The 23,839-nt window shown below is 48.8% G+C and carries 23 protein-coding genes; 3 read left to right on the plus strand and 20 right to left on the minus strand.

The window, feature by feature from the left end:
* Positions 1 to 111: 111 nt before the first annotated feature.
* From J4772_RS35605 to J4772_RS35615, 3 genes are all read right to left on the minus strand, one after another.
* Entirely contained in the window at positions 112 to 1,626 is a 1,515-nt protein-coding gene (locus J4772_RS35605) for an ABC transporter substrate-binding protein (RefSeq protein WP_209073509.1), read from the minus strand.
* Between the two features lie 100 nt (positions 1,627 to 1,726).
* Positions 1,727 to 2,656, minus strand: coding sequence for a carbohydrate ABC transporter permease (locus J4772_RS35610; protein ID WP_209073510.1), 930 nt, complete (start codon positions 2,654 to 2,656; stop codon positions 1,727 to 1,729).
* Between the two features lie 14 nt (positions 2,657 to 2,670).
* Complete coding sequence (locus J4772_RS35615) at positions 2,671 to 3,615, minus strand: ABC transporter permease (RefSeq protein WP_209073511.1); 945 nt, start codon at positions 3,613 to 3,615, stop codon at positions 2,671 to 2,673.
* 327 nt (positions 3,616 to 3,942) lie between these two features.
* Here J4772_RS35615 and J4772_RS35620 point away from each other — a divergent pair, with 327 nt between their 5' ends.
* The gene (locus tag J4772_RS35620) at positions 3,943 to 4,173 is read left to right on the plus strand and encodes a hypothetical protein (protein ID WP_209073512.1); all 231 of its coding nucleotides are present in this window, start codon (positions 3,943 to 3,945) and stop codon (positions 4,171 to 4,173) included.
* A gap of 168 nt (positions 4,174 to 4,341) precedes the next feature.
* Here J4772_RS35620 and J4772_RS35625 read toward each other — a convergent pair whose 3' ends face one another.
* From J4772_RS35625 to J4772_RS35655, 7 genes are all read right to left on the minus strand, one after another.
* Entirely contained in the window at positions 4,342 to 5,421 is a 1,080-nt protein-coding gene (locus J4772_RS35625) for an NAD(P)H-dependent flavin oxidoreductase (protein ID WP_209073513.1), read from the minus strand.
* Between the two features lie 21 nt (positions 5,422 to 5,442).
* The gene (locus tag J4772_RS35630; protein ID WP_209073514.1) at positions 5,443 to 6,069 is read right to left on the minus strand and encodes a DUF4304 domain-containing protein; all 627 of its coding nucleotides are present in this window, start codon (positions 6,067 to 6,069) and stop codon (positions 5,443 to 5,445) included.
* A gap of 167 nt (positions 6,070 to 6,236) precedes the next feature.
* Positions 6,237 to 6,938, minus strand: a complete 702-nt coding sequence (locus J4772_RS35635) for a hypothetical protein (protein WP_209073515.1) — start codon at positions 6,936 to 6,938, stop codon at positions 6,237 to 6,239.
* On the minus strand, positions 6,938 to 7,489 hold the full coding sequence (locus J4772_RS35640) for an Imm44 family immunity protein (protein ID WP_209073516.1): 552 nt from the start codon (positions 7,487 to 7,489) through the stop codon (positions 6,938 to 6,940). Before J4772_RS35640 ends, J4772_RS35635 begins: the two co-directional genes overlap by 1 nt.
* A 225-nt stretch (positions 7,490 to 7,714) precedes the next feature.
* Complete coding sequence (locus J4772_RS35645; RefSeq protein WP_209073517.1) at positions 7,715 to 8,317, minus strand: class I SAM-dependent methyltransferase; 603 nt, start codon at positions 8,315 to 8,317, stop codon at positions 7,715 to 7,717.
* Complete coding sequence (locus J4772_RS35650) at positions 8,301 to 9,149, minus strand: hypothetical protein (RefSeq protein WP_209073518.1); 849 nt, start codon at positions 9,147 to 9,149, stop codon at positions 8,301 to 8,303. Before J4772_RS35650 ends, J4772_RS35645 begins: the two co-directional genes overlap by 17 nt.
* A gap of 67 nt (positions 9,150 to 9,216) precedes the next feature.
* Positions 9,217 to 10,524 (minus strand): vWA domain-containing protein, encoded by a 1,308-nt coding sequence (locus J4772_RS35655; RefSeq protein ID WP_116065468.1) that lies wholly within the window; start codon positions 10,522 to 10,524, stop codon positions 9,217 to 9,219.
* 253 nt (positions 10,525 to 10,777) lie between these two features.
* Here J4772_RS35655 and J4772_RS35660 point away from each other — a divergent pair, with 253 nt between their 5' ends.
* Positions 10,778 to 11,185, plus strand: coding sequence for a hypothetical protein (locus J4772_RS35660; RefSeq protein WP_209073519.1), 408 nt, complete (start codon positions 10,778 to 10,780; stop codon positions 11,183 to 11,185).
* 121 nt (positions 11,186 to 11,306) lie between these two features.
* On the opposite strand, the gene J4772_RS35665 is transcribed toward J4772_RS35660, so the two are convergent.
* From J4772_RS35665 to J4772_RS35710, 10 genes are all read right to left on the minus strand, one after another.
* Positions 11,307 to 11,750: an SMI1/KNR4 family protein gene (locus J4772_RS35665; RefSeq protein ID WP_209073520.1), complete on the minus strand. Its 444-nt coding sequence runs from the start codon at positions 11,748 to 11,750 to the stop codon at positions 11,307 to 11,309.
* A 79-nt stretch (positions 11,751 to 11,829) separates the two neighbouring features.
* Entirely contained in the window at positions 11,830 to 12,216 is a 387-nt protein-coding gene (locus J4772_RS35670) for a hypothetical protein (protein ID WP_209073521.1), read from the minus strand.
* A gap of 20 nt (positions 12,217 to 12,236) precedes the next feature.
* Positions 12,237 to 13,445, minus strand: coding sequence for a hypothetical protein (locus J4772_RS35675; RefSeq protein WP_209073522.1), 1,209 nt, complete (start codon positions 13,443 to 13,445; stop codon positions 12,237 to 12,239).
* 153 nt (positions 13,446 to 13,598) lie between these two features.
* On the minus strand, positions 13,599 to 15,176 hold the full coding sequence (locus tag J4772_RS35680) for a sigma-70 family RNA polymerase sigma factor (protein ID WP_209073523.1): 1,578 nt from the start codon (positions 15,174 to 15,176) through the stop codon (positions 13,599 to 13,601).
* A 152-nt stretch (positions 15,177 to 15,328) separates the two neighbouring features.
* The gene (locus J4772_RS35685; RefSeq protein ID WP_209073524.1) at positions 15,329 to 15,928 is read right to left on the minus strand and encodes a PBECR4 domain-containing protein; all 600 of its coding nucleotides are present in this window, start codon (positions 15,926 to 15,928) and stop codon (positions 15,329 to 15,331) included.
* A gap of 388 nt (positions 15,929 to 16,316) precedes the next feature.
* Positions 16,317 to 17,255, minus strand: a complete 939-nt coding sequence (locus J4772_RS35690) for a VanZ family protein (protein ID WP_209073525.1) — start codon at positions 17,253 to 17,255, stop codon at positions 16,317 to 16,319.
* Between the two features lie 10 nt (positions 17,256 to 17,265).
* Positions 17,266 to 19,854: an ABC transporter permease gene (locus J4772_RS35695; protein ID WP_209073526.1), complete on the minus strand. Its 2,589-nt coding sequence runs from the start codon at positions 19,852 to 19,854 to the stop codon at positions 17,266 to 17,268.
* Complete coding sequence (locus J4772_RS35700; protein WP_116060773.1) at positions 19,851 to 20,534, minus strand: ABC transporter ATP-binding protein; 684 nt, start codon at positions 20,532 to 20,534, stop codon at positions 19,851 to 19,853. Before J4772_RS35700 ends, J4772_RS35695 begins: the two co-directional genes overlap by 4 nt.
* A gap of 100 nt (positions 20,535 to 20,634) precedes the next feature.
* Complete coding sequence (locus tag J4772_RS35705) at positions 20,635 to 21,636, minus strand: sensor histidine kinase (RefSeq protein WP_209073527.1); 1,002 nt, start codon at positions 21,634 to 21,636, stop codon at positions 20,635 to 20,637.
* Positions 21,637 to 22,320 (minus strand): response regulator transcription factor, encoded by a 684-nt coding sequence (locus J4772_RS35710; protein ID WP_209073528.1) that lies wholly within the window; start codon positions 22,318 to 22,320, stop codon positions 21,637 to 21,639. It lies immediately after the preceding gene.
* A gap of 154 nt (positions 22,321 to 22,474) precedes the next feature.
* Between J4772_RS35710 and J4772_RS35715 the strand changes: the two genes are divergently transcribed.
* The gene (locus J4772_RS35715) at positions 22,475 to 23,728 is read left to right on the plus strand and encodes a DUF5050 domain-containing protein (RefSeq protein WP_209073529.1); all 1,254 of its coding nucleotides are present in this window, start codon (positions 22,475 to 22,477) and stop codon (positions 23,726 to 23,728) included.
* Positions 23,729 to 23,839 lie beyond the last annotated feature (111 nt).

Genomic DNA, 23,839 nt, shown 5'->3' on the forward strand with positions numbered 1-23,839 from the left:
ACCGCTCCACCATATAACGTCTTGACCGAGAAAAGCAATCCCGCATATTGTGCCAGAAAACCCGAACGGCCATTTCCGTTCGGGTTTGCCAGCTATTGATTCATGCAAAACTTATTTGAAATAGGCGTCGATTTGTTCCTGTGCGGCTGTCATCAGCTTATCCAGGCCGGCGGCCTTTAGCTCTGCAACGATTTTCGGTACCATCGTCTCGGGATCGGAAGCGCCCGTAAGCAGTTCATAACGGTATTTGTCCCATACTGCCTTCGTATTGGCCACTTCGGTGCCCAGATTGCTGATATCCAGTGCGAAGCCCAGATTCGTCGAGGAGGTCGCTTGATCGTTCAGCTTGCGAACTTGATCCCACTGATCGACTGGAGCTCCTTTCGTTACGGCCAAGTTGAAGAACGTACCTTGCGTATAGGCGGCCAGCGGCCACGTATCCGATGTGCGCTCGATCACTTTCTCGCCGTCCACATTGCTGTAGTCGACGCCCAGCTCGCCGAAGGCCAGCATATTGCGCAGCTTCGGATCCGTATTGACCAATTGCAGGTATTTTAACGCTTCATTCTTATATTTCGAGTTGGCGGAAATTGCGTTCAGAGAGCCTTGAATCGTACTCGTCGTGTAGATCGGTCCGAAGATCTGGAACATCGTGTATTTCTCGACGCCGCTGGTAATCTGCCAGCTCGCTTCCGCGCCGGGGAACGCCTGTGCCGAGAAGAACGGACGATTCCTTTCCGCTTCGGTTTTGGTCGGCGCATCCGGGTTGATGATGCCGTCTTTGTACCATTGGTGCAGCTGCTTGAGATTGTCCATGACATCCGACTGCTCCAGCACGGAGACGGCTTTGCGGGAAGCGTCGTCGACTTTGACCCCGATCGGCGGCAAGCCGAGCGTCATGTCGTCGTAACCGTTGAAAAATCCGTTAAACCCGTCGCCTTGGGTGAGCGACATCGGGTAGAAGCTCTTGCCTTCTCCAGCCTTCATATCGCGAAGGGGCTTGTCGAGATCCTTCAGCGTCTTGATACCGGCCGTGTCGATGCCGTATTTCTGGATGTATTTATCGTCGAACACCCAGTATTGGGTCAGGGATGAATCCTTGTAAGTCGGTACGGAATAGATCTTCCCGCCGATTTTCGTTCCGTCCCAAACCTTCTGAGGAATGAAGTTATAGAGATCCGGAGTTTCGCTCTGCACCAGGTCGGTGAGATCGGCGAACGCGCCCATGTTCACTTGCTGACTGTATTTGCTGTTGTTCGTAAACATGATGTCGAACGGTTCGCCGGTGTTCACGATCGTATTGATCTTCGTGTCCCAGTCTCCCCAGCTCGCTACCTTGATGTCGATCTTAACGCCAATCTTCTCGGCCGTGTATTCGTTCATCGCAGCGATTGCCTTATCGAAGTTGGCGGGCACTTGGCCGCCGATCGTCCACCATACCAGCGTAGGCACTTCGCCCGAAGCGGCAGGTTTGCTTGCTTCCGCAGATTGCGTGCTGGCGTTGGAAGGCGTGCTGCTGTTGCTAGGCTCGGATTTGGAATTCGAGTCTCCGCAGCCCGCAAGAGCGGTGGTCAGGAGTGCCGTGGCGGCACCGAGGGCGAGCCATTTCTTCTTCGTCTTTGTCATTCCCATTTCCTCCCTTTGGTATCTTTCTTCACTCCCGCCGTCTGCCGTGCACAGCTTACGGCGGATATCATAAACCGGACAGATTCCGGCTTATTTCGGATTAACCTTTCACCGCGCCTATCGTCAGACCGGAGATAAAGTATTTCTGGAAGAACGGATAGGCGATGGCCACGGGAACCACGATGACGATGGCCACGGCCATGCGCGCGGATTCCTTGGGCATAGTCGCGACAAGCTCCGCGTAACTGATCCCCATGCTGGAAGCGTTCCTTGCCAGGGCATCTACGTTGCTCATCAGACTGTTCAACAAAGCCTGCAGAGAGTACAGGTTCTGATTGTCGATATAGAGCATGGATTGGAACCAGTCGTTCCAATAGGCGAAGCATAGGAACAAGCCGATGGTGGCTAGCACCGGAAGCGAAATCGGCAGGACGATCGAGCAGTAGATGCGCAGTTGGCCCGCTCCGTCGATCTCGGCGGATTCGATCAGCGCGTCCGGTATCGTGCTTCTGAAGAACGTTTTGCAAATAATGACGTTAAAGGAGGAGACGGCTAGCGGAAGAATCAGCGCCCAGACCGTGTCCTTCAGCCCCAGCATATTCGAATTGATATAGTAGCTGGACACCAAGCCTCCGTTAAACACCATCGGAATGAATACGATCCAGGTCAACAGCCCTTTAAGCTTGTAGTTCGGCCGAGAAAGGACGTACCCCATCGATGTCGTCAGCACCACGCCCAGTACGGTGCCAAGGGCGGTAACGAGCACGGAAACGCCGAGCGCCCGGGTGATCATCTGTCCTTGCCGGGCAATGTACTGATAAGCTTCTCCTGAGATGGCCGCCGGCAAGATACGGTATCCTTCATTACGGATGGATTCCTCTCCGGTAAGCGATATGGATAGAACCACCAGGACGGGCACGAGGCACAACAACGCCAATAGGATAAAAATAAGATGGAATCCCCAGTTCGTGGCGGTTCCGATTCGGTTGAATTTGTCGAGTCCCGTCTCATATCCCGCTCTCGTCTTCATTTCTCGCTCCCCCCTTACATCATGGCGCTGTCCGGATCCACGCGACGGACGACCCAGTTGGCCAACAGAATGGTTAAGCAGCCCATCACGGATTGTACGAAAGCGGAAGCGGAAGCCATACCTACCGTTGCCGTCTTAAGCTGCTTGTACACGAGAACGTCAATGGTCGTCGCGACATTGAACAACGAGTTGGAATCCCGCGGAACTTGGAAGAACAAGCCGAAATCGGTGTAGAAGATGCGGCCTACGGCCAAGATAAACATCATAACGATGACCAGCTTCATGAGCGGCAGCGTAATAAATCGCGCTTGCTGCCACTTGGAAGCGCCGTCAATGACGGCCGCCTCGTAATACGTGCTGTCGATGCCTGTGATGGTGGCTAGATAGACGACCATTCCGTAGCCAAGCCCCTTCCACACATTCATGAAGATAAGAAAGTAAGGCCAATATTTAGGCTCCATATACCAGTTCACGGGGTCCGAACCCAGGCCGGCCAGGAATTGATTGATGATCCCTTTATCGAAGCTTAGGAACGACCACACAATAGCGGAAACGACGACCCAAGACAGGAAATACGGCAGAAACATCAACGTCTGATAGATTTTGCCGGCCTTGCCGCTGTGCAGTTGACCGATCATCAAGGCCAAGATGACGGGAATGACGATGCCCAGCACGATAAAGATCATATTGTAGCCCAACGTATTGCGGATCACGACCCAGGCGTCGTTCGACTTGAACAGAAATTCGAAGTTTTTGAATCCGGTCCATTTGCTGTGGATGACGTTGCTTAGGAACCCCCCGTGAATCTTGAAATTCTTAAAAGCAATCACGAGACCGAACATCGGCAGGAAACAGAACAAGATATACCAGATCGTTGTCGGCAAGGCTAGAAGCGTTAGCTCGGTATCCTGTGTGCGCCAGCGCGTTCTCACGCGTTTTCTTCCGCTCTTCATGTCCATGTTAGCCACCCCTTGCAATTGATCGCGGTCCATTTGTACACGCTTTCAGCGTTTTCGTAAACGCATTCATTTTACCTCTGCTTCATCCGATTGATGCCATTGTATAGAAAATCCCCGACCCCGTTCTAGACAACAAACATAAGAACGTAGTCAACAAACGTTAGATTGCTTGAATTAAGAGGAGGGCGAGTGCTCGGTTTTGGCGCGGGAGGGTCTGGCAGGCCGTTAGAGGAGGGGGATTAAGAAAAGTTGGGGATGTCCATGAGAGGGGTTACTTGAGGCGGTCGATAAAAATGAAGGAGATGTCCATGAGAGGGGTTGCTTGTGATGATCGATATGAAGAAGAGGGATGTGCCTCCCGGAGACCTAATCATGATTCACAACGTTTCCACTGGATTGGAAGTTAGCCGGAAAATCATACAAAGCAACTCAAATAAGAAGCAAACGGCGGATGCTGTTCGAAAAATCGTACAAATTGACCCGAATCAGGCTCAAACGACGGAAATTTGTAGGGGAAATCGTACAAAACGACCAAAAAAAGGGGTGTATGTCACTTGAGCGTCTTCGATGATTATAAGGGTAACTACTGGTATCTATTTGGGGTTTTTATGGGGCATGATCAGCCCGGAGATTGCCTCATACGCTCCTGAAATTACCTTTAAGTGGGTGTTCCCTTCCAGGATTTCAGGAGCGTATAGCATCGGAGGGAGGCACATACCTCTTGCTTCAGACTCCCCGACCCAGATCCCCGATGACGATGCGGGCTTGTTCAACCGTTTGCTTCACGATTTCGGCAGCGGCTTGCTGTTCCTTCGCTAATCTAAGGCCTTGGCCCGCCCAGAGCGACATGAACTCCGGATTGTTCGCTCTGGTCGCCGCTTGGCGAATGTCCCTTGTTAATACGTTTTGAATTGGATAATCGGGGATCGTTCCTTCGTAAAAACGCATGTCGTCCATAAACTCCGTGCGAATGCCGCGTGCGGCCTTGCCCGAATAAGCGAACGTGACCTCGGTGGCATCCTCCGTCGAGGTTACGATCTTCTGCTTGTGCGCCGCATGAGCTCCGCTCTCGGCGCTGGTTAGAAACGCAGTGCCCATCTGTACGGCGGAAGCTCCCAAGACAAGGCTCGCTGCCAGTCCTCGTCCGTCCATGATTCCCCCCGATGCGATGACCGGGATCGACAGAGCGTCGACTATTTGAGGAACAAGGGCCATGGTGCCGATCAGCGCATCCGCGGCGTTCGTGGCGAAAGTTCCGCGATGTCCTCCCGCTTCGCTTCCCTGCGCCACAACCGCATCTACCCCGGCCTCCTCCAGCCGAATTCCCTCCTCAACCGTCGTCGCCGTGCCAATCACAATGGTCCCTTGTCTCTTGAAGGCTTGAATCACCCCAGTCGACGGTATCCCGAAGGTGAAACTGAATACCGGGATATTTTCTTCCAGCAATACGTTTACTTGCTCCTCGAAGGACTCCGCAAGCTGAGGAATCGGCGGGCTTGAGGCGATCCCCAGCTCCGCTCGGTATTTGTTCAAATAATCGTTCATACCTTCGATATCGTCATTCAAAGGATTCGGTTCCTCGAATACGAATACGTTCACACCGAACGGACGATCCGTCAGCCGTCTAATTTCCTTGATCGCAATCCGGATTTGATCGGGCGATAAGTAACCCGCTCCCAAGCTGCCCATTCCGCCGGCGTTCGATACGGCTGCCACCAATTCAGGAGTCGTAGGCCCGCCCGCCATTGGAGCTTGAATAAGCGGATATTGAACCTTAAGCTTGCGCGTTAACTTTGTCTCCAGCAATGTCTAACCTCCTACACAGCATCAAGTTTGTCTGTTAACTAATGAATACTCAAATTCCACTCCATATTGTTGGAAGATGGCTCTATATTTATTTTCAAATATCGTCCAGCGATTTTCCGCCCCGTGCTTTTCCTGCAAAGCCTTCAAGTAACGTTTAGCCGCTGCCGCATCGTTGGACTGCAAGAGCAACTTAAAGCTCTCCTCGCCTAGATGCAAATAGGGGCCTGCAGTATAGTAATCCACAATCGATCTGGCGCTGTTCATCGTACCGTAAAAATGAATAACTTCCTCTAATCCACTAAGCAGCGTCGTCCTCAACTCTTCCATATTCGTGTCGGGAGTGACGGCAAACCGATCCGGCGCAGACGTCGCAATCTCACCTATTCGCGCTCGAAAATGACAGTCCACTTCTTGGGGCGCTGTCAGAATCTCTTTCGATTGTATCCGCGCCAGTTCCCCCGCATAAATCCCGCAGTTCACGTAAAACATGACATTGTCGGAAGAGTTGCCAGCCGATTTTTGAAAATTAATGATATAGATAAGGTCGCCTTCCGGCTTGCTAAAACTCAGACTCTTCTTGGCAAAGCCATGCTTGGATAGAAGCGGCTTTACATCCTGTTTGATTAGATCGTTAAAAAGCTGCTGCATTTTCATTCCTCCGTTGTATTTCCTAGTTTACTTTATCTCAGGCTGAGCTAGCAGCACCCGGACACGGTCGATCTCATAATCCGGAGCATCGCCCGTTCCACGTTCCAGACAACGCTCGCCCTGTTCCATTTTGCCTGCATCCAAGTATCTTAGCGCCTTCAGCCGATTTAGTCGGGTTTAATCCTCCGCAGCTTAATCGAAGACATATCCGCATTCTTCAAGACTGCAGCTAGATCGTCGCCGTTAGACCCTAACCACAGGTCGCCGTAGCGCTCCATCACCAGCACGTCCCCGCACCGATAGAACGCATGGGTAGGTCCCGCTTCTTTGAGGCCCGTGTAGTATCCGTTAAGCCATACGTCTTCAAGCGGGGTATTAAACAGCGACCTTATTTGATCCATTTGTCCTTCTGCTACGTTCAGATGCTTGCAGCCAAAAACGACCTCCTGTAAACAAAAGCTTTTCAGAAAATGATACAAAGATTCATTCACGAGGAGATGTCCCTCTGCCTGATCATCCCATAGCATGCCTTCGTCGCAATAAACCGGAGAATTGTCGTTGCCCGCCTCCGCTTGGCAGGTCCAGTTGGCTTGATTTTCCTCGAGGAACGTAATCCGATCCCTCTCTCTCTTCAGTCTCTCCGCCGAATAGAGACAGTCCTGCTGCTGAAAAATTTCGGGCGAGTTCTCAAGATGCTCGTCCGTGCCATCCTTCCAGCGACCCGCGAACGCATATAATTCATGCAGTGCCGTAGGTAGGTCTGACGGAAGCTCGTCCGTCGGTACTCCGTAGGAGCTATCGTATTTGCCGTACCAGTCGATCAGAAACTCTTTGAGATCGTCCAGTTGATCGGTATCTTTTAGCGTCATTATAGGCCTCCCGCTATGATATTGTCGGGATGAATGTCCTTTGGCTCATGGCCATTCATGAGAAGAAGGATATACTCGATCTCATCCAATGGCATCCGCAATTGCTGGCTCACTTCATAAAGTCCCGCATTCTGCGCAAGGAGCTCCTTTGCTTTGCCGATCTTGCCATCCAACCAATCGTTTTCGGTCATCCATTTTTTGAGTTGAACTAAGAGTTGATCCTGGTCAACCCGATCTGCATGCTTTTTATACTTGGCAATGGACTCCGACAAATAGCGATAAATAAAATCGCCCAGAGCTTCGCGTTGTTCATTTTTGGACATGCATAAATACTGCTCGTAAACGATGCTGATGTCTAAATAGAGAGCATGATCTTTGCTGTCGAAACGTCTGAATGTTTTTCGGCCGTAGCTGTCGGGTAAGACGCGAAATACAAAATGAATGTCATAGGGAAACTGCCAAGTTGCCGCTAATTCTTCTAACGGCAGCAGTTCGTCTCTCAATTGGGCTACACACGTTCCATAAGTATCTACTAGAAAAGCGAGTTCCATTCAAGCCTCCTTAGTTAACAGCAAGTCGGGACTTATACAGCCTGTTATTTCCAGTATAGTGGACGTTTTTTCTGAGTCTTCCTACTTTTCTCCTGAATTTGGGAATCGTTTTTTGGCAAAAGAAAAGAGATGCCCCTTAGTCCATCTAGGACTTGGGACACCTTCTTGGGAAACTGCTCTGCGTTTGTCTTCGGCGAAGTTGTGCAGGCTGTCTGCACGGCAAGTTTACTTCCGAGCATCCAGAATAAACATCGATGCATCTTGCCCCATGAATATTCGACTCCCATGGTGAAAAGTTTTAGACTGAACGTCCCTGTACCCTATTTTCGTCATTTTAGCGGTTAGCTCATCTTGATTAAATCCGTTGTGAACGAGATCCGAAACGATATTTTCGTTTTTATTGAAGTCAACGATGAGCAAATGTCCCCCTTCATTGAGAACTTCGAACAGCCTCGATAGGACGAATTCAATATCGGGAATATGAAGCAGAACCTGAGCCATGAAGATATAGTCGGCGCGAAGCTCCGATAAACCTTCCTGTTCAAAATCAAAGCATAAGGTATCGGCATTCGGAATATGGCGGTCGGCAATTTTTTGCTTAATTTGTTGAATCATACTCGGCGAGGTATCCAGAAAAAGCACGGACTGAAACTCGTCTATCAAGCTCATCCCGACAAGTCCGGTTCCGCACCCGAAATCGACAGCCTTCTTGCCTTTAGCATCGAATACATATTCCCGAATGGCGTCCGAGGATACTTTGGCGATTAGGATTCTTTCCGGGGTGTCGTAAGTATTCGCGATCATTTCGAACTTATCCGTGTTTCCCATCTTCAACTCTCCTTAAATACTGATAGACTTCGTCTTTGGACAAATCCCACTCATATTTGGATTTAGGAATATTAGCGAGCGGGGTCGCCAGCAAAGGGTGTTCAGCTTGAACGTTTGTTAATCCTTGCTCTTGTCTGATTTTTTCGATGAGCCGTACATCGTATGGAATATAATTCAAGGATAGAATTTCCGAAAACTTATTTTTCAAATCCAACGAGCTATAGATATGATGATCGCAAATTTCTAGAATCAGACTTCCCAGCAGTTCGGCATCTGTGGCGTCCCAATGATCAAGGAGCTTTCTATATCCACTCTGCTCCGGCAATACAGCATACAGCTCGGGATTGATTTGCCCGGTATGGGATAAGTCGTACAACAGCGCCATGAACAGATGGTGAGTTTCTTTTTGAGCGTAATGCTCCTTATTGCCGTCAAATAGGATTTGGAAATATTCTCTCGATCTCCGGGATAAATCATTCATCCCCCACAACATGGATAAACCTATCATACCTCCTATCGTTCTCGAAGAAACCTCTTTATAATCAAACAGCTTCTGCAAAATATGTTCCTGCCACAAAAGAAACCGAGTAATATATTTCCACCCGTCATTGTCCCCGGTTAAAATTAAATTTTTCGGATGATCTCCGGCATGTACGCCTATTCCAAGAGTTAAGTTTCTCGCTATCGTCTCTTTGTATCCGTCTTTAAGATCGTTTTGAATACTTTCTTTGATTAAATCGTGCCATTCCTTAATCTCATCATCGCTAATCGCGTTGTTTTTTATTTTATCTATCTCTTTCTTGAATGCGCCAATTAATTTTTTGTGCTCCATTTTTGCCACTCCCGAATACAAATACAGCTCTGATGGACGAGAATCAGAGCCGGTTGCGCATCTACAGTTAGCCTTTAAGAATGCCTTTGCTCCGCGCATCGCGAAGCCAGGACGGAAATTCATTGAACAGTCGGTCGTAGAGCTCCCGGTCGGACACCTCGTCAAGGTCGTCCAACGCGAAGAAGTTACAATTATCGACGACTCGGCCTGACAACGTATCAAACTCCTCCAAAATCCCATAGTCTGCCTCGCCTAAACCGACGAATTGCCAGAAAAGATTGTGCTTGGAGCTTTGAATAATCAGCTTGGCAATTCGATCCGAATAGTAAACGCCGCCATCGCTGAAAAATACGATAAAGACCGGGAGACGATCATCCGGCGATTCAACGGTATATTTGCGTATAATGTCTTTCATGACGTCGGGTTCGTTGTTGCCGCATCCCAGCTCATCCTGGAAGTCCTCGTCCGAAAAATAATAACGATCGACATACCCTTCGAACTGATCGGCTCTCACGCTTGGCGTTCTGGCCGATTCGTCGGCGAAAAACCAGACGTCCAGCTCTCCATCGTCATCCATACTGGCGGCGACCGCAAGCACCCGCTCGAAAGCGCGCTGTATCGTTCCCTCATCATATAAGTGATACATGGAACCGGAAGCGTCAAACACGACAGCGACTCTGGCCTTCTGCGAGCCAATCCCCTTCTTCTCTAGCGAAACCCGTACTTCTTTTTTGAGTAGATCGATTTTGCTCAGATTAATCCTGGGTTCGGATGCCGGCTGCGAAGAGGAGGCTGGCGATTTGACCGGCGCAGAGGCTGCCGCAACCTGTTGTGCAGTCTGACTGGCGTTATCATCGTCTGCAACGTCTACGCCGTGCGCTTCGGCCAACGGCTTCAGACCGCCGTTAAAGCCGCGGCCCACCGCCCGCAGCTTAAACTGCGATTGGTAGCGATACAGCTCGACGAATACTAAAGACGTCTCGCGAGTCGCTTCCTTAATTTCATATACAACGGTCTGTCCGCCAATACGCGCGGTCACGGAGCAGCCGGATACGTCCGCGAACGTGCCGGGACCATCCAGGGTAGCTGCAAACACGCATTTCGCTACAGCCGACGACAGCTTGTCCAAGCGGATCGTAAAGGTCGTCGAACGAGAGGAAGTCGAGCTTAATTTGACATGTCCGTGAGGATCGGACGGCTGATTGTAGAATACAAAATAATCGTCGGAAGCCACTTTGCCGTTAGCACCCACAATAAAGCAGCTTACATCCAGATCAGCGGGTGCGGAATTCCATGAGACAGTAATCTGCAGCTCATTCCCGGGATTCAGCGACACGTTACCGCCAGTCACGAGCGTGGATGTCGAAAGGGTCATATACGCAGCTCCTCTTAGCCTATATTCATATTCCAACATTATACAACACAATGTGCTAGATCAGAGAAGTAAAAAAAGATGCACCTCTCTCGAGATGCATCTTGGTCGCATTAGTTGATCTATCTCCGTTTCAACCGGAATTAACGAGCGCCCCATCACATACTCTAAAAATGTTCGATGACGTTGGGTCTAATCTAGGAGGTGATGCTTGGCTGAGTCGTAAGTACACGCTTCACAAACTAATGGAGGTGTTATGTTGAAAAGAAGAGCTTTCTCCGTTTTCCTGATTTTCGCCCTATTGCTTTCGTTTGTTCCTTCGGCATCCGCGGCATTTTCCTACACGAGCACCACGTATACGCTTAGCGGCGGTACGATTTATTTCGGCAACGGCGTAATTGTCAATACGGGACAATATTACGATACGCTTACAATCAATGTGTACAGAAAAGATTGCACTGAGACGAAAACCGCATCCGTATCTTCCTGCACGAACGTGTGGGTCGGTTCCAAAACCGTCTCCCTCTCATCACAGCAATACATCTACCCCGGCGTATCGGGAGCTCCGCTGATCCCGATCGCTACTGGAACGTCGGCAGGGCAATACTATTATACTTTGTCCGCTCCCGGCAGTTGGCATGTGATGGCCGGCATTCATAATTAAGCTGGCGTAGTACCGATAGTTTAACTCGAACAGGCCCTTCCGCTGATTTGGCGGAGGGCCTGTTGCACATTTTCGCGAAAGCCGTCGTCATTTATGAACAGCGCTGGTCGAACTGGAAGAATCACCATTCAAAAAAATGATCCTCGATCAGAAGCTCGAACGAATCCGCTAACAGCTTCATCTCCCCGGTATCGTGATAACAGATGAACACCTTGCCTGCCCGATCAATGATAATCGGATCGCCGGATCCATCCATAGAAATGACATAGCTGGTCTCAAGAGCCTCTGCCAGAGGAAGCTCCTTGAACTGCTCCCGAAATTCCAGAGTCAAATCGACAACCGTTTCATTGCCAAGACTGGAGCCATTGGAGAATGCATGTACGGCAAGACCTGCGTAAGCTCCCCCGAACGTGCTGATAAATTGCACGTAGTCCTCATGAAATTGGATATTCAGCCGCCGCTCTGCCTGAGCAATTTCCTCCCGGCTCGCCGGAATGCCTAGCAATGTGCTTTTGTCCTTCTGATGAAGGAAGGTCTTTAATCTCTCCATTAGCGCATCTTTCATGGGTTAATCTCCTTGAACAGAGAGCAGCACGAGTGCTTGTCGCTACGTGTTGCTCCCTTTCTTCTTCAATGACTCTTTATCACTTCTCAATCGTTTCCCATTCCAACTCAACGGATGCATTGGTTAATAGTTGAAGAAGCGCGGATTCGACAAGCTCAAGGTTAACGATGTACATCTGAGGATATTCGCTGGCTTGACCGCCTACTGTAATCTCAACAAAGTCATCTTCTTCTTCCGATGTACCACGAAGGTTGCGAATTGCAGTATTTGTCTCGACTGTAACGATGAACTCGCTACTGCCTCCTCCAACCATGATTGCGTTGTCCTCGTACTGAATCGTGACCAGACTGCACGTGAAGCCGTCCATCCGTCGGATGGCCTCCAGACACTTCTCAAGCGAGGCATGAGAATGCTCGATGGTCTTCGCTATAGCTCCTTGTCGCTGTTCCTCATAAAGGGTGATCACCGGCCAACACTCCTTTGCGTTCAATAATCGCGTGCTGCGTCAAACCAGCGCTGCGCCATCTCCTCTGGAATAGGCTCGCCAATTCGATGATCCGCCTGGCTGAGCTGCCACACCGCTTCACCAAGATCTTCTCGCTCTGAGGTTTCGATGCCTTTAAGAGAATTGAACCGCACGGTAAAAGCGGTAATCGCTGCTTCCGCCTCGGCAAAGCTGCAAGCCTGAGCCAAGTCTGCTTGTGCAGCGTCGTAGGCTTCGTTAGCAAGCTTCGCCATACGCTTAGGCCAGGACGAGAACGGGCGGCCATATTCGGTCGTCCACCATTCGGGTTTGCGAAGCTGACTCACTGAGGCGTGACCGGTCCACGGACGGGCTATAGCGCGTTTTTTCATTTGCTGCTTTAGGCGCTTGCCCGCAGCCTCTTCCACATTAAATGCGATAAACCGATCCAGCATCGGCCATGCGTCCAAGGGTGGCAAGTCGCCCAAGTCCGGCATGAAGCGCAGCTCCAAATTCGTTAACCCGGTTTGACGAGCCAGCAAGTCAAGATCGCAGAAGTTCCCCCATAAGCTTAGCGAGTTCACATTGGGGAAACGACTCAGACACTTCAGCGAGATCGGCTGTCCTAGAGGTGTGTTATGGAGCGTAAGATTCGTTACTTGATGCAGCGCGCCCAGGTCGGGCAGCAAGAAAGGCGCATCGTTCTTGCGTCGACCGGTGCGCGGTGCCAATGTTAAATAAGAGGGTATATCGCCAGTGGCCGAGAAGCGAGATAAATCGCCGGACACGCTTAAGCGGAAATGCCCGTTGGGGAGCTTCAAGCTAAGACGATTCTCGGATAGGTCCATCACGATATGCAAGTTATTCACAATGGACTGGCTGGCATCTACCACGGTGTCAGCAGACAGAATCGGAGTCCACGTCAACTCTTCAATAGGACGTTTCTGAGCCCAGTCGAAGAAACCCGTATCGCTGCCCGTATAATAAAGAAATCTCGGCCAGGGCGAGCCTGCCGGGGTAGCAAAAGCTTCGAATACGGTCCAGTCGATATTCGCATCGGGCGCAGCGTGAAGATCCGCTTTTTTCCCTGACTGCGAAGGTCCGATAGATAAACTGCCCACACCGGGCTGAATGACAAGAGTATGACTGCGAGGGCCTGTCAGGTCGATCGGATACCGACCGGGGGCGCTGACGGATCCGGCAGGGGGACGAGCTTGGCTATCATTTGACATCTCTATCATCCTTTCTTCCCTGCTTAGTCTCTTGACGGTAGAGCCCGCATCGCAGAGTATCGCCCCTATGTTAGTGCATCGCTTCGACCCGAATCAACTGCCAAACGAACTAATGTTCACAGGTCGAATTCATCAGAATTTTACGACCAACCGCTACATCCCAACGCCGTTATCATGAATCGTTTGCCTGGACGAATCCCAGCGCCATCGTGGAGAATGTCCTTGCAGATGTATCCCGCCATACCATTCGTCTACCCCTTGCTTAGAAACCCAGTCTTCTTTTCCCTCCAACACGTTTTGCCCCAAATCGGTCAGACTTACATCACAATTACCAAAGGATACCGATGAATCACGATAATTAGGGAAGGCGGCTTCTGGCCCGTGAATTTGCAGAAGTGGATGCGGGTCCTGCGACATCTTCCGTAAACTATGCCAGTATTGCAGATCGCCCACACCTAACGTGTTGAGCTTGTTCCCGACCTCTTTGAATAAGGCATGCGGAGTGCTTGTTCCAGCAAGGATCATTTCCAGCGTGCTCTGCTCCACGATGCCAAGACCGTTAAATGTAGAAGGAAACCGGGAGAGATGACCTTGGAATGCGTCATGCGCAAATGGCAGTACGGACGTATCTCGACTTAACAACTGCTGCAATGGCTGTGGATTCTGTGCTGCATAAGCTTGCCAGAACGCGCTGCCTAAACTCAGCTCTTCTGCCCCAATAGATTTCCATGTTCCGGACAATGTCTTCATTTGCTCTAAAGAAAGCTGTCCCAAACCTCGAAACAGCTCGATTCCAGGGTACTCTCCAATGCAAAGTAAACTCAGCTTTGTTTTTGATAAAGGCCGTTCTGAAAACCAATGGAGCAAATAGCACAGCATCGTCTGATCGAACAAATCATGCTCGAACCATAAGACGACTTCCTCATATTTGTGCAAATCGGCCAAAACCTTTTCTTGCCTTTCGCTCCCTTCAATATATTCCGAACGAGGGATTCCCATAGTTTGTTTCAAGTATTCTGCTCTTACAGAGCGATTGTCCCCTACAGTTGGGTCTTTAAATACAGGCCCATGCGGATATACCTCTCTCCATACCAAAATGTCGCCCTGCACGATACCTTGCCGCAGCTTCTCCGCTACCGAATCCCCGTTAACAATGTGAAGCACGCCTTCTCCTCCTTCGTACAATTGGTTGTATACCGCGATCAAATCGGCTATAGGCAGCGCACTCTTCAATTTACGACGAGCATCGAAGAGCCGCTTCTTTAATACGGGAATCGAAGTTCCGATAAAACTGGATATTTCCTGAAGGGAGTACCCCTGAAAATAAAATAATTGAACCGCAATTCTCATATTGGACGTTAATACCGCCAGAGAGTCGCGAACCGTTCGCTGCAGTTCTCGCTGTTCAATCCGCTCCGGGACACTCATTAGACTCTCGGCCATCTGAGTAACTTCCTCATAGGGTACGACGCGATGACGCTTCCTACGCGTAATACGGTAACATTGCCGGATCACGATAGCTTTGAACCAGCCGGGGAATGCTTCTGCTGCTTGCAGCTTATTTAAATGTAAATAGGCTTCCGTGAATGCTTCCTGTACGGCATCTTCCGCCAGTTGCAGATCGTGTAGCTTTTCATAGGCAATCGCATTGGCCATTGAGGTATAGTGCCGAACTATGCATTCAAAAGCTTCGCGATCCCCGTGTTTGGCGTTTTCGATAACCTGAAGCATGCTCCCGCTCCTTTCTTCCTTTTCATATAAAAGTGCCGATGAAGACTTTAAAGGTTACCGATTAAGTAATAAGGCTATGAATCAAACCTGACGTGATGCGTTATCAACGCATAAAAAAGACCCCCAAGCGGGGGGGATAATTATTTCTTTTTTTAGGCTCGGGACCCATGAACGTATCCGTCATCGTATCCAAGAATTGCTTTTTGCTGAATGGTTATAGGAACTCTGTTTTTGATTCTACTTGATTCGGCAAATGATACGGGTACGTAAAAATTAGGGTTAGTTATATTTTCGCGGCGTAATTTTAATTCCACAAAATGCTTGTCATGTCCGTTTACAAAGCTAAACTGCGCTCTAACCAGTGATTGATCATGAGGGTCATTTGCAACAATAGTTGGATTCCGTACCAATTGATATACGAATGGGAAGTACAACATGCGATAAAGCTTGTCCTCATACTCACCAAGGTTTGCTTCGCGAAGAGTTTTAAATGTATTGGTGCCGACCATCAGTTTTTCGAAACCTTTTTCCCCTACATTTTCTGATCCTTTAAGGACATAATGAATACCAAGAAGGTGACATAAATCACCGGGCTTAAAACGAAGCCTTAATTCACGTTGACTGTGCCGCAACTCAAAAAAATATTGCATCCCACACAAGTATTTATGATAAAATTCAGCAATTGTTTGTAACGAGATTTCATCAACTTCGGGTTTATTCTGAAGAACAAGAAGATTCTGAACAATTAACACAACATTTGCCCCTAAACGAAATAATCGGCCTTGATAAGAATCAAGGCCGATTTAGAAATTAAAAAACTGGTGGCAACGGCAGGGACAATCTCCCTACGGGACGGACTGTGGTATTATTTTTCACCTCAGCAAGCCGAAGTGCCCCCAAGCGGGTACGCGCGAGTGCCTCTTCCGCGTAGTCGAAGCATCAACAAAGTGTTGTTGCTTACCCATAGTATAATCAAATTTCTCGAAAAAGTACACACCAAGTTGATCCTTTTTTTAATAGCAGGATACATAAATAGCCAATTAAGCTTAATGCATAAATGTGTACCTCTCTGGTAAAAAGGCCGCTCTTATCCTTGCACAATTATAGCCAAACAAAGACCCCGGCGGGGCGTTTTTTATCTCACCAATTCCAGGAATACTTCATCTCCCGAAATCCAACATCCCACACCTTTTCATTTCCCTCAATCGTTATTGTGAGCTCCTTGGCCTGTTCGACATAGAGGCTGGATATCTCCGGCTCTTGACGTTCATCCGCCGCTGATACGGATAGGTACTCCTGTCCATCCACGGAAATGCACAGGCTCCCGCGAAGATTCTCTTGATCGGGGATACCGTAGTTGAGGTAGATATACAGCTCTTTATTGCCTAACGAATACGTGTACGTTTCAAACTGTTTGCCTTCTGCGCTGTATACATTATATTTGGGTTCTACGTCTTGGCCGCCTACTTTGAAGCTGTATGGTTTTGTCTTCGTTGATGGATTTCCGCTGCTGTGTTTCAGTTCGTTTAATGCCACAAAATCGCCCAGCTCCTGAACGAATGCCTTATCAACAATCCCGAAGCTCCCCCAAACTCCGCCTAGCAGGATAACAACGGAAATGCCCGTAACGACTATATTTCTCCTGACATTTGTTGTCCGAAAGCCAATTTTGTACGCTCCGAATCCAATTGCTGCGCCTATGGAGTTTTGAATGACATCGTTAAGATCGAAGCTGCCGAGCATCGTTAGAGCCTGAATGGTTTCAATCGCAAGAATCGACAGGATGAACAAGGCGATGAATCGAATAAAGCTGATCCGATATAACAACGGAATCAATAAGCCAAAAGGGATGAAAGCTGCGACGTTGCCAATACCCACAAGATCCATCACGGTCGGATGCAGAAGCAGCTCGGACAGACTTGGAAGCCTAAAAAAATCGAGCGGGAAGAAAAGAAAGGTGTAGCCGGCCTCTCGATCCACGGTGCCTGTTCTCCCAAAAGCGAGAAGCATAAAATAGAGAATCATAAGGGTATAGCATGCGGTTATGGCTAAAACGATCTTACGTTGTTGTGTGGTCATGGGTCTCTCCTCATATACTTTCCTGCTTCAACGCATCCATCAGGTTTTCTCTTTTCACTTTCGCGGCGGAATAGAGCATCGCGGAGCCGACGATGACGAATACGGCGGCAACGACCGCAACAATGCTCGTCCAAGGCATGGCGAATGCAAAGCCGAATTTGTTCGAAAATGCTTTATAAATCAAAACCATCACGATGAAGCTGACGGGAAGTCCGAACAACAGCGACTTGACCCCATAAAAGATACTTTCGTAGTTAAGCATTTTCGCGAAGCTTTTTGGCGTCATGCCAACAGACTTCAGCATCGCAAATTCCCGTTTGCGCAGGGATACGCCTGTCGAGATCGTATTAAAGATGTTCGCAATGGAAATCGCCGAAATCAATACGATAAAACCGTAAGAAAAGACGGACATCAGTAGAACCTGTTGTTCTTCGCTTTTTCTGGATTGATATAAATTGTAGGTCTGCAGATTGGTCACCTGCATCTCCTCGATTTGCTGCTGCGTTCTCATCGGATCCGCACTTTTCAAATGGAGGAAGGTCTCAATGTTCGCCATGTCCTCTTCGTCTGCCAGGCGATTCATGACGCGCTCCGAAACGATGATATTCAGCCCGCTTACCCCTAACGGGGTCATCCCCATAGGCGCTTGATCCGTCAACGCGGCAACCGTCACACTGCTTCCCTTAGTCTCTTCCCCGGTTTCAAAATCCACATTCGTTAGCTCGATACGTTGGCCGATCTTCGTATAGATCGCCTTCGTCTGAACAAATCTCCCCGTGCCCCTTTCCTCGTAACGAATGGTATCAATCACGATCGCAGCGGGATGCTCCGGGTCCGTCAGTTGTTCGTAATCCGCACCAACCGCTTTGGCGTAGGCTTGCAGACCTGAATCGTTTAAGGCATGAATCTTAATGGTGTAAAGATATTTTCCGTCTTGAACTAAACTTATATCCTCCTTAACCAGCTCTTGCAATTCATCGGCGAGCTGTGCTTCAGCGACCCATGTGTCCTTATAAAGTTCGTCTATCACATTATATTCCGTCACGTCATCTAAGGACGCAATCGAGCGAATCAACTGGTCGTCTAACCTTTGCTTATTGCCGTACGAGACTTCAATATCGTATTTAATGCCTTGCTGAGACAGCTTTAAGGATTGTTTCAAACCCGCGGTAAAAAACGATACCGTTAAAAATAGTACGATGCTGATAACGAGCGAAAATACGATCGTATGATATCTCCGTTTGTTCCTTTTCAAGTTTTTTAATCCGATTTCCGCCTCGATTCCGAACAGCTTACGAATGAACTTCGACGTTTTCACAGATTTAACTGTAAGCTTTACGTCGGAGGTCTGGCGTATCGCGTCCATGGCAGAAATCTTGGATGCTTTGACAGCCGGGAGATACGTGGAAATAAGAATCGTCAGCATCGAAACCGCGCAGGAAATTAGAAGCGATAACGGCGTGACGGCAAGCGCCAGCTTCTCCTTGGTCCATAGCGCCCCTTGTATCATGGGATTCATAAACCAGAAAGTAATCCCAATTCCGGCAAGACCGCATAGGATTCCAACGGGAATGCTGATCAGGCCAATGACGACACCTTCAAAAACCACTGAATTTCTCTTTTGTCTTTTCGTAGCCCCCACGCTCGCCAGCATTCCTAAATGGCGGGAGCGTTCCGAGACGGATATCGCAAAAGCATTATAGATGAGCGAAACCGAGCCGATCATAATCACCGCCATCAGGATCGCCGACAAAGAAATCATCGTGCTGGATGAAGCTCTGCTCTTGGATAAGCCGTAATAATGAAGCAAATCATTATTAAATTGGACCGTTGCGATATGGTTGCTTTCCGCCAATTTTCCCGCATGTGCGAATAGCGATCGATTGACTTTCTGCAGAACGACCGCCGCATTGACTCGTTCATTAGCTCCGATGAGATCTTCGTCGATATAGCTAATAACCGTATATCCCGGAGCCCAAGCCGCTTCCCATACGGGACGCTTGATGAAGCCTACCACCGTATAATCTTGCGTCTCGATGTGCTGCAGGGTTTCGGTCAAGTTGCCTTCTTCCCTGCGGAGCGACTCGGTTTGACCCAGGGGCTGGTCGTTCCCTTGTTCGAATCGTTCGCCGACGCGAAGGGTTAAGCGATCGCCGATTTCGTATTTCACTTTGGCGTTCGTTACGACGGCTTCGGAAATGACGATTTCCTTATCCGTTTGCGGAAGACGCCCCTTGCTCAGTTCAACCTGAAATTGCGCGATCCCTTGTGCATCGTATTGTTGGATGAACAAATACGGCTTATTTGGATTTTCTCCTCCTATTGCGGCATAGCCAAGATCTCTTGTAATCGCAACGGTTTTGGTTGCGTCATCGTCCAGAATCGCCGCAAGCTGATCCTTGTTAACCTCTTGATATTGAACGTGCCATTCCCCTGAATTCGCGATGGTCTGTCTGATCATTAAATCGGAAAAGGAAGAAACAAGCGTAGCGACCGCAGTCACCATGGCTACCGAAATGACGACGCCTATGAGGGTGACAAGCGTTCGTCGCTTGTTCTGCTTCAAATGCCGGATCGTTAATTTATTGACGATGTTCATCGACGGATCACCTCGTCCTTGGCAATCCTTCCGTCTTCGATCGTAATGATCCTGTCGGCTTGCAGGGCGATTCGTTCGTCGTGCGTAATGACGATCAACGTCTGATGATAGGTTTTATTCAACATTTTTAACAAGTCGACGATCTCGCTGCTATTCTTGCTGTCCAGATTTCCGGTCGGTTCGTCCGCCAGCATAATCGCAGGATTGCCTATGACCGCTCGGCCGATTGACACCCGCTGCTGCTGTCCGCCGGATAGCTGATTAGGCAGATGGTTTAAGCGATGCTGCAAATCCAACGTGCTCACAAGACTGTCCAAATGCTTCCGATCTACCTTCTGTTGGTCCAGCAAGAGCGGCAGCGTCATGTTCTCCTCCACCGTCAGGACCGGAATCAGATTGAAGAACTGGTAGACCAGGCCGATCTGTCTGCGGCGAAAAATGGCTAGCTGCGTTTCATTCAAGGCATACATGTCCGTGTCCTCAACCCACACTTTACCGCCTGTCGGCTGATCTACCCCGCCCAGCATATGCAGCAGCGTCGATTTTCCCGAGCCGGACGGACCGATAATCGCGACGAACTCCCCTTTGCGAACGGAGAACGAAACATCGTCAAGCGCCTTCACCGCCGAATCGCCTTGCCCGTATATTTTAGACAGATGCTCGATTTTTAAGATTTCCATTGTCAGACCTCCATAGTGTTGCTGCTGAATATCATTTTATCCGGCTAAAATGACTTTCAAGTGACGATGAAGGTGACAATTTAGTCACTTACAGGTGCCTTTAAATGACTTGCTTATAAAATTTAATCCGGAACTGTGTCCCCGTCTCGCCGTCGCTCGTCACATCGATCACGCCGTTCTGACTGGCCACTATGCTGTGAGCCATCGCGAGACCTATGCCGATGCTCCCTTCGGCAGCGTTCTTTCCTTTGTAGAATCGCTTAAAAATATAGGGCAAATCCTCTTTGGGGATGCCCTTCCCGTTGTCGGCAATGATTACTTCCGTAAATAACGCGTTTTCGGAAAAGGTTATGGCGATAGCCCCGCCTTCGGGCGTGTGCTCCACGCCATTCTTCAAAATATTGATGACCGCCTCGGCAGTCCAGTTGAAATCGCCAATAAACGAGACATTATCGTCGCCCACGATGGAAAGCGTCTGTCCCTTAATATCCATCGGAATCATCACCGGTTCCAGCGCTTTTTGGATCAGATTTTTGACAGGTATGCGATCTTTCTTAAATGGAATCGTCTTCGCGTCGATTTTCGACAGCTTTAACAAGGAGGATACAAGCCAATCTATGCGTTCAAGCTGAACGCGAATATGGTGGGTGAACTCCGATCTCTTGGCCGGAGAGAGGTTAGGGTCGCTTAATAAATCCGCCATCATCGTCATGGACGTGAGCGGCGTTTTGAGCTGATGCGAAATGTCGGAAATGGCGTCCGTCAATTGAACCTTGTCCCGTTGCAGAAGCGAACGATGCTCCGATAACATAAGCGTCACTTTATAAATGTTGTTCTTCAAAATGCTAAGCTCGCCTTCCTGGTTATCGCGGACATCCAGGGAGTCATTGCCGTTGCTGATTTCCCCCAAATAGACGGACAGCTTGTCGAGCTCGCGGTATCTCCATCTAGTGAATAACAAACTGCTGCCCATGAGTAGAAGGGATAGGATGAAAACAAGCAATGTGGAGACAGGTGAAATGAAGGCTGCGACAAGGATCGCCGTTAAGCTGATCGAGCCCATAACAAGCAATAAAAACTGAATCTCCCGATTGCGCAGCATCTAATCACCGACCTTATAGCCTAGACCACGGACCGTCTTAATCAATGTCGGATGCTGCGGATCATCCTCCAGTTTTTCCCGCAGCCGCTTAATGTAAACCGTTAGCGTATTATCGTTTACGAAGTCGCCGGCCACGTCCCAGATTTGCTCTAACAGTTGATTTCTGGTGAGAACCTGTCCCATATGGTTGCCGAAGATCAGCATTAACCGATACTCCAATGCGGTTAACGGAATTTCGACGCCGCTTTTATGCACTTTGCCTTCCAGCGTATGGATTCGCACATTGCCAATGTCTACGATCGCCTTCGTTTGCGGCGACTTCTGGTATCTCCGCAGGACGGTCTTGATCCGGGAGAGCAGCTCGCGAACGCGAAAAGGCTTGGTAATATAATCGTCGGCTCCCATATCCAGCCCCATCACGACATTGACCTCATCGTCGACGGCCGTCAAGAAGATAACCGGAATGTCCCGCCGCTCTTTTACCGTTTTACACAGCTCATAGCCGCTCCCATCCGGAAGCGACAAATCCAACAAGCATAAGTCGATTTGATTGATGTCATCGGCGAGCACCCGCTTGGCCGAAGCGACATCATGACAAAGAACCGTTGCAAAATGCTCCTGCTGCAGCGAATACTCCAGACCGGATGCGATCGTCTTATCATCTTCGACCAATAAAATTTTCATCCTCGGATCATCCTCGCGGTGGAATAAGATTCGTTTCCCCTCTTAGTTTCGGCATTATCACAATTTTTTTCAAGCTGGGTTGAAATTTTTACGACATCAAGCGATTCAAAGTGGTATAAATATAAATATAACCCATAAGCTAAGGAGATCACCTATGAAATCTTGGAAAGAGATAATCGCGGGTTTGCTCCTGATCGCGCTCTTGATCAGTGAGGGCACTGTTTCTGCGCAACAACTGAAGCTTACAGCAAAACAACAGGACGCTATGGCTCAAACGTTGGCGGATGCAGATCAAAACCGTTTAATAGGAGTTTCAGACACCGGATGGGTTTATTACCTAGATAGTGATTTCCGGACGGTGCGCAAACGTTATTTGGATGGATCGCAGGATCAATTGGCTACATCGGAGAAGTTGTTGTACTTCACGCCTCTGAATATTTTTGTGCCTCGCGATAATCGCAATATGAACGTTTTATCGATTCGTGACGACCAGCCCTTTTTGAATAAACTATACGATCATCCAGAGCAATATCATTTTTTCTTTCAATTGGACAAATCCATTGTTTATTGGGAAGGAACGGAGAAAGAAGAGGTAAAATGGGCAGGTAAAACGACCATTACGTATTCGAAAGGGAGTATCAATGTCGCCAATCTTGATGGCAGCGGGGCTAAAACACTTTTCAAAGATAATGGCAATTTAGATTATTATTCAATGGCTATTTATAACGGATATTTATACTATGTACTCCTGAACGAAGATCGCTATGGAGGCGAACTGTTCCGGGTCGACCTGAATGGGCAAGGAACAACTAAAATAACGGATGACTACCTTAGCGGTGTCGAATCGAATGCCGACAACGTTCCCGGAGGCCTGCGTTTTGTTGCAATGATTGGAAAGCGCTATGATCCCGGGCTCATTATTAATAATACGCTCTTCTATCACTCGACTGACCATTCATTCTACCGAATCAATATTGACGGTACGAAAAAGATTAAGCTGTCTGGTAATACGGCAGGGAATATCATCGATGGCGGCTGGATGTATTACAGCACGCCGCTTGATAGTAAATCTGATACGTTAACCTTCAACGGCCCGATTTATAAAGTAAAGCTTGGCGGCGGCAAGCCTATTCAGCTAACTGGAGAAATGACTACCTTTTTAACAGCTAAAGATGGTTGGATTTATTACACGTATGAAGCGAAAAGTGGACAAACCGTGCTGGAACGGAAGAAAGCAGACGGCTCCGGACTCAAACAACGTGTGATGTCTGAGCAGTTCAACCCCTTGTTAGGAGATAAACTTGTTGGAGATTGGTTTGTATACACCCGCAGTGACGGCCTCTTTCGGGTGAAGCTTGATGGCAGCCAAAAAGCGGCTGTTGAGCTCTATCCGAAGGAGAGAAGGTAGTAATAATGCTTTCAAAGGACTATTAGAGGATCGTTGGCCTTTCTCGCAAATCATATTATGGATCGGCTTAACGTGGCTATGGGTCCATAAGGATAAAGGGGCTGCCGAGAC

This window comes from Cohnella sp. LGH (genome assembly GCF_017671885.1).
Lineage (GTDB): Bacteria > Bacillota > Bacilli > Paenibacillales > Paenibacillaceae > Cohnella > Cohnella phaseoli.

Bases quoted from the DNA above. Each gene is read 5' to 3' on its own strand.
- J4772_RS35675 (WP_209073522.1), bottom strand. From the start codon at position 13,445: ATGTCAAATGATAGCCAAGCTCGTCCCCCTGCCGGATCCGTCAGCGCC.
- J4772_RS35635 (WP_209073515.1), bottom strand. From the start codon at position 6,938: ATGACGCTAAAAGATACCGATCAACTGGACGATCTCAAAGAGTTTCTG.
- J4772_RS35700 (WP_116060773.1), bottom strand. From the start codon at position 20,534: ATGGAAATCTTAAAAATCGAGCATCTGTCTAAAATATACGGGCAAGGC.
- J4772_RS35710 (WP_209073528.1), bottom strand. From the start codon at position 22,320: ATGAAAATTTTATTGGTCGAAGATGATAAGACGATCGCATCCGGTCTG.
- J4772_RS35705 (WP_209073527.1), bottom strand. From the start codon at position 21,636: ATGCTGCGCAATCGGGAGATTCAGTTTTTATTGCTTGTTATGGGCTCG.
- J4772_RS35690 (WP_209073525.1), bottom strand. From the start codon at position 17,255: ATGACCACACAACAACGTAAGATCGTTTTAGCCATAACCGCATGCTAT.
- J4772_RS35715 (WP_209073529.1), top strand. From the start codon at position 22,475: ATGAAATCTTGGAAAGAGATAATCGCGGGTTTGCTCCTGATCGCGCTC.
- J4772_RS35605 (WP_209073509.1), bottom strand. From the start codon at position 1,626: ATGACAAAGACGAAGAAGAAATGGCTCGCCCTCGGTGCCGCCACGGCA.
- J4772_RS35610 (WP_209073510.1), bottom strand. From the start codon at position 2,656: ATGAAGACGAGAGCGGGATATGAGACGGGACTCGACAAATTCAACCGA.
- J4772_RS35640 (WP_209073516.1), bottom strand. From the start codon at position 7,489: ATGGAACTCGCTTTTCTAGTAGATACTTATGGAACGTGTGTAGCCCAA.
- J4772_RS35645 (WP_209073517.1), bottom strand. From the start codon at position 8,317: ATGGGAAACACGGATAAGTTCGAAATGATCGCGAATACTTACGACACC.
- J4772_RS35655 (WP_116065468.1), bottom strand. From the start codon at position 10,524: ATGACCCTTTCGACATCCACGCTCGTGACTGGCGGTAACGTGTCGCTG.
- J4772_RS35695 (WP_209073526.1), bottom strand. From the start codon at position 19,854: ATGAACATCGTCAATAAATTAACGATCCGGCATTTGAAGCAGAACAAG.
- J4772_RS35630 (WP_209073514.1), bottom strand. From the start codon at position 6,069: ATGCAGCAGCTTTTTAACGATCTAATCAAACAGGATGTAAAGCCGCTT.
- J4772_RS35620 (WP_209073512.1), top strand. From the start codon at position 3,943: ATGATCGATATGAAGAAGAGGGATGTGCCTCCCGGAGACCTAATCATG.
- J4772_RS35660 (WP_209073519.1), top strand. From the start codon at position 10,778: ATGTTGAAAAGAAGAGCTTTCTCCGTTTTCCTGATTTTCGCCCTATTG.
- J4772_RS35680 (WP_209073523.1), bottom strand. From the start codon at position 15,176: ATGCTTCAGGTTATCGAAAACGCCAAACACGGGGATCGCGAAGCTTTT.
- J4772_RS35650 (WP_209073518.1), bottom strand. From the start codon at position 9,149: ATGGAGCACAAAAAATTAATTGGCGCATTCAAGAAAGAGATAGATAAA.
- J4772_RS35665 (WP_209073520.1), bottom strand. From the start codon at position 11,750: ATGAAAGATGCGCTAATGGAGAGATTAAAGACCTTCCTTCATCAGAAG.
- J4772_RS35615 (WP_209073511.1), bottom strand. From the start codon at position 3,615: ATGGACATGAAGAGCGGAAGAAAACGCGTGAGAACGCGCTGGCGCACA.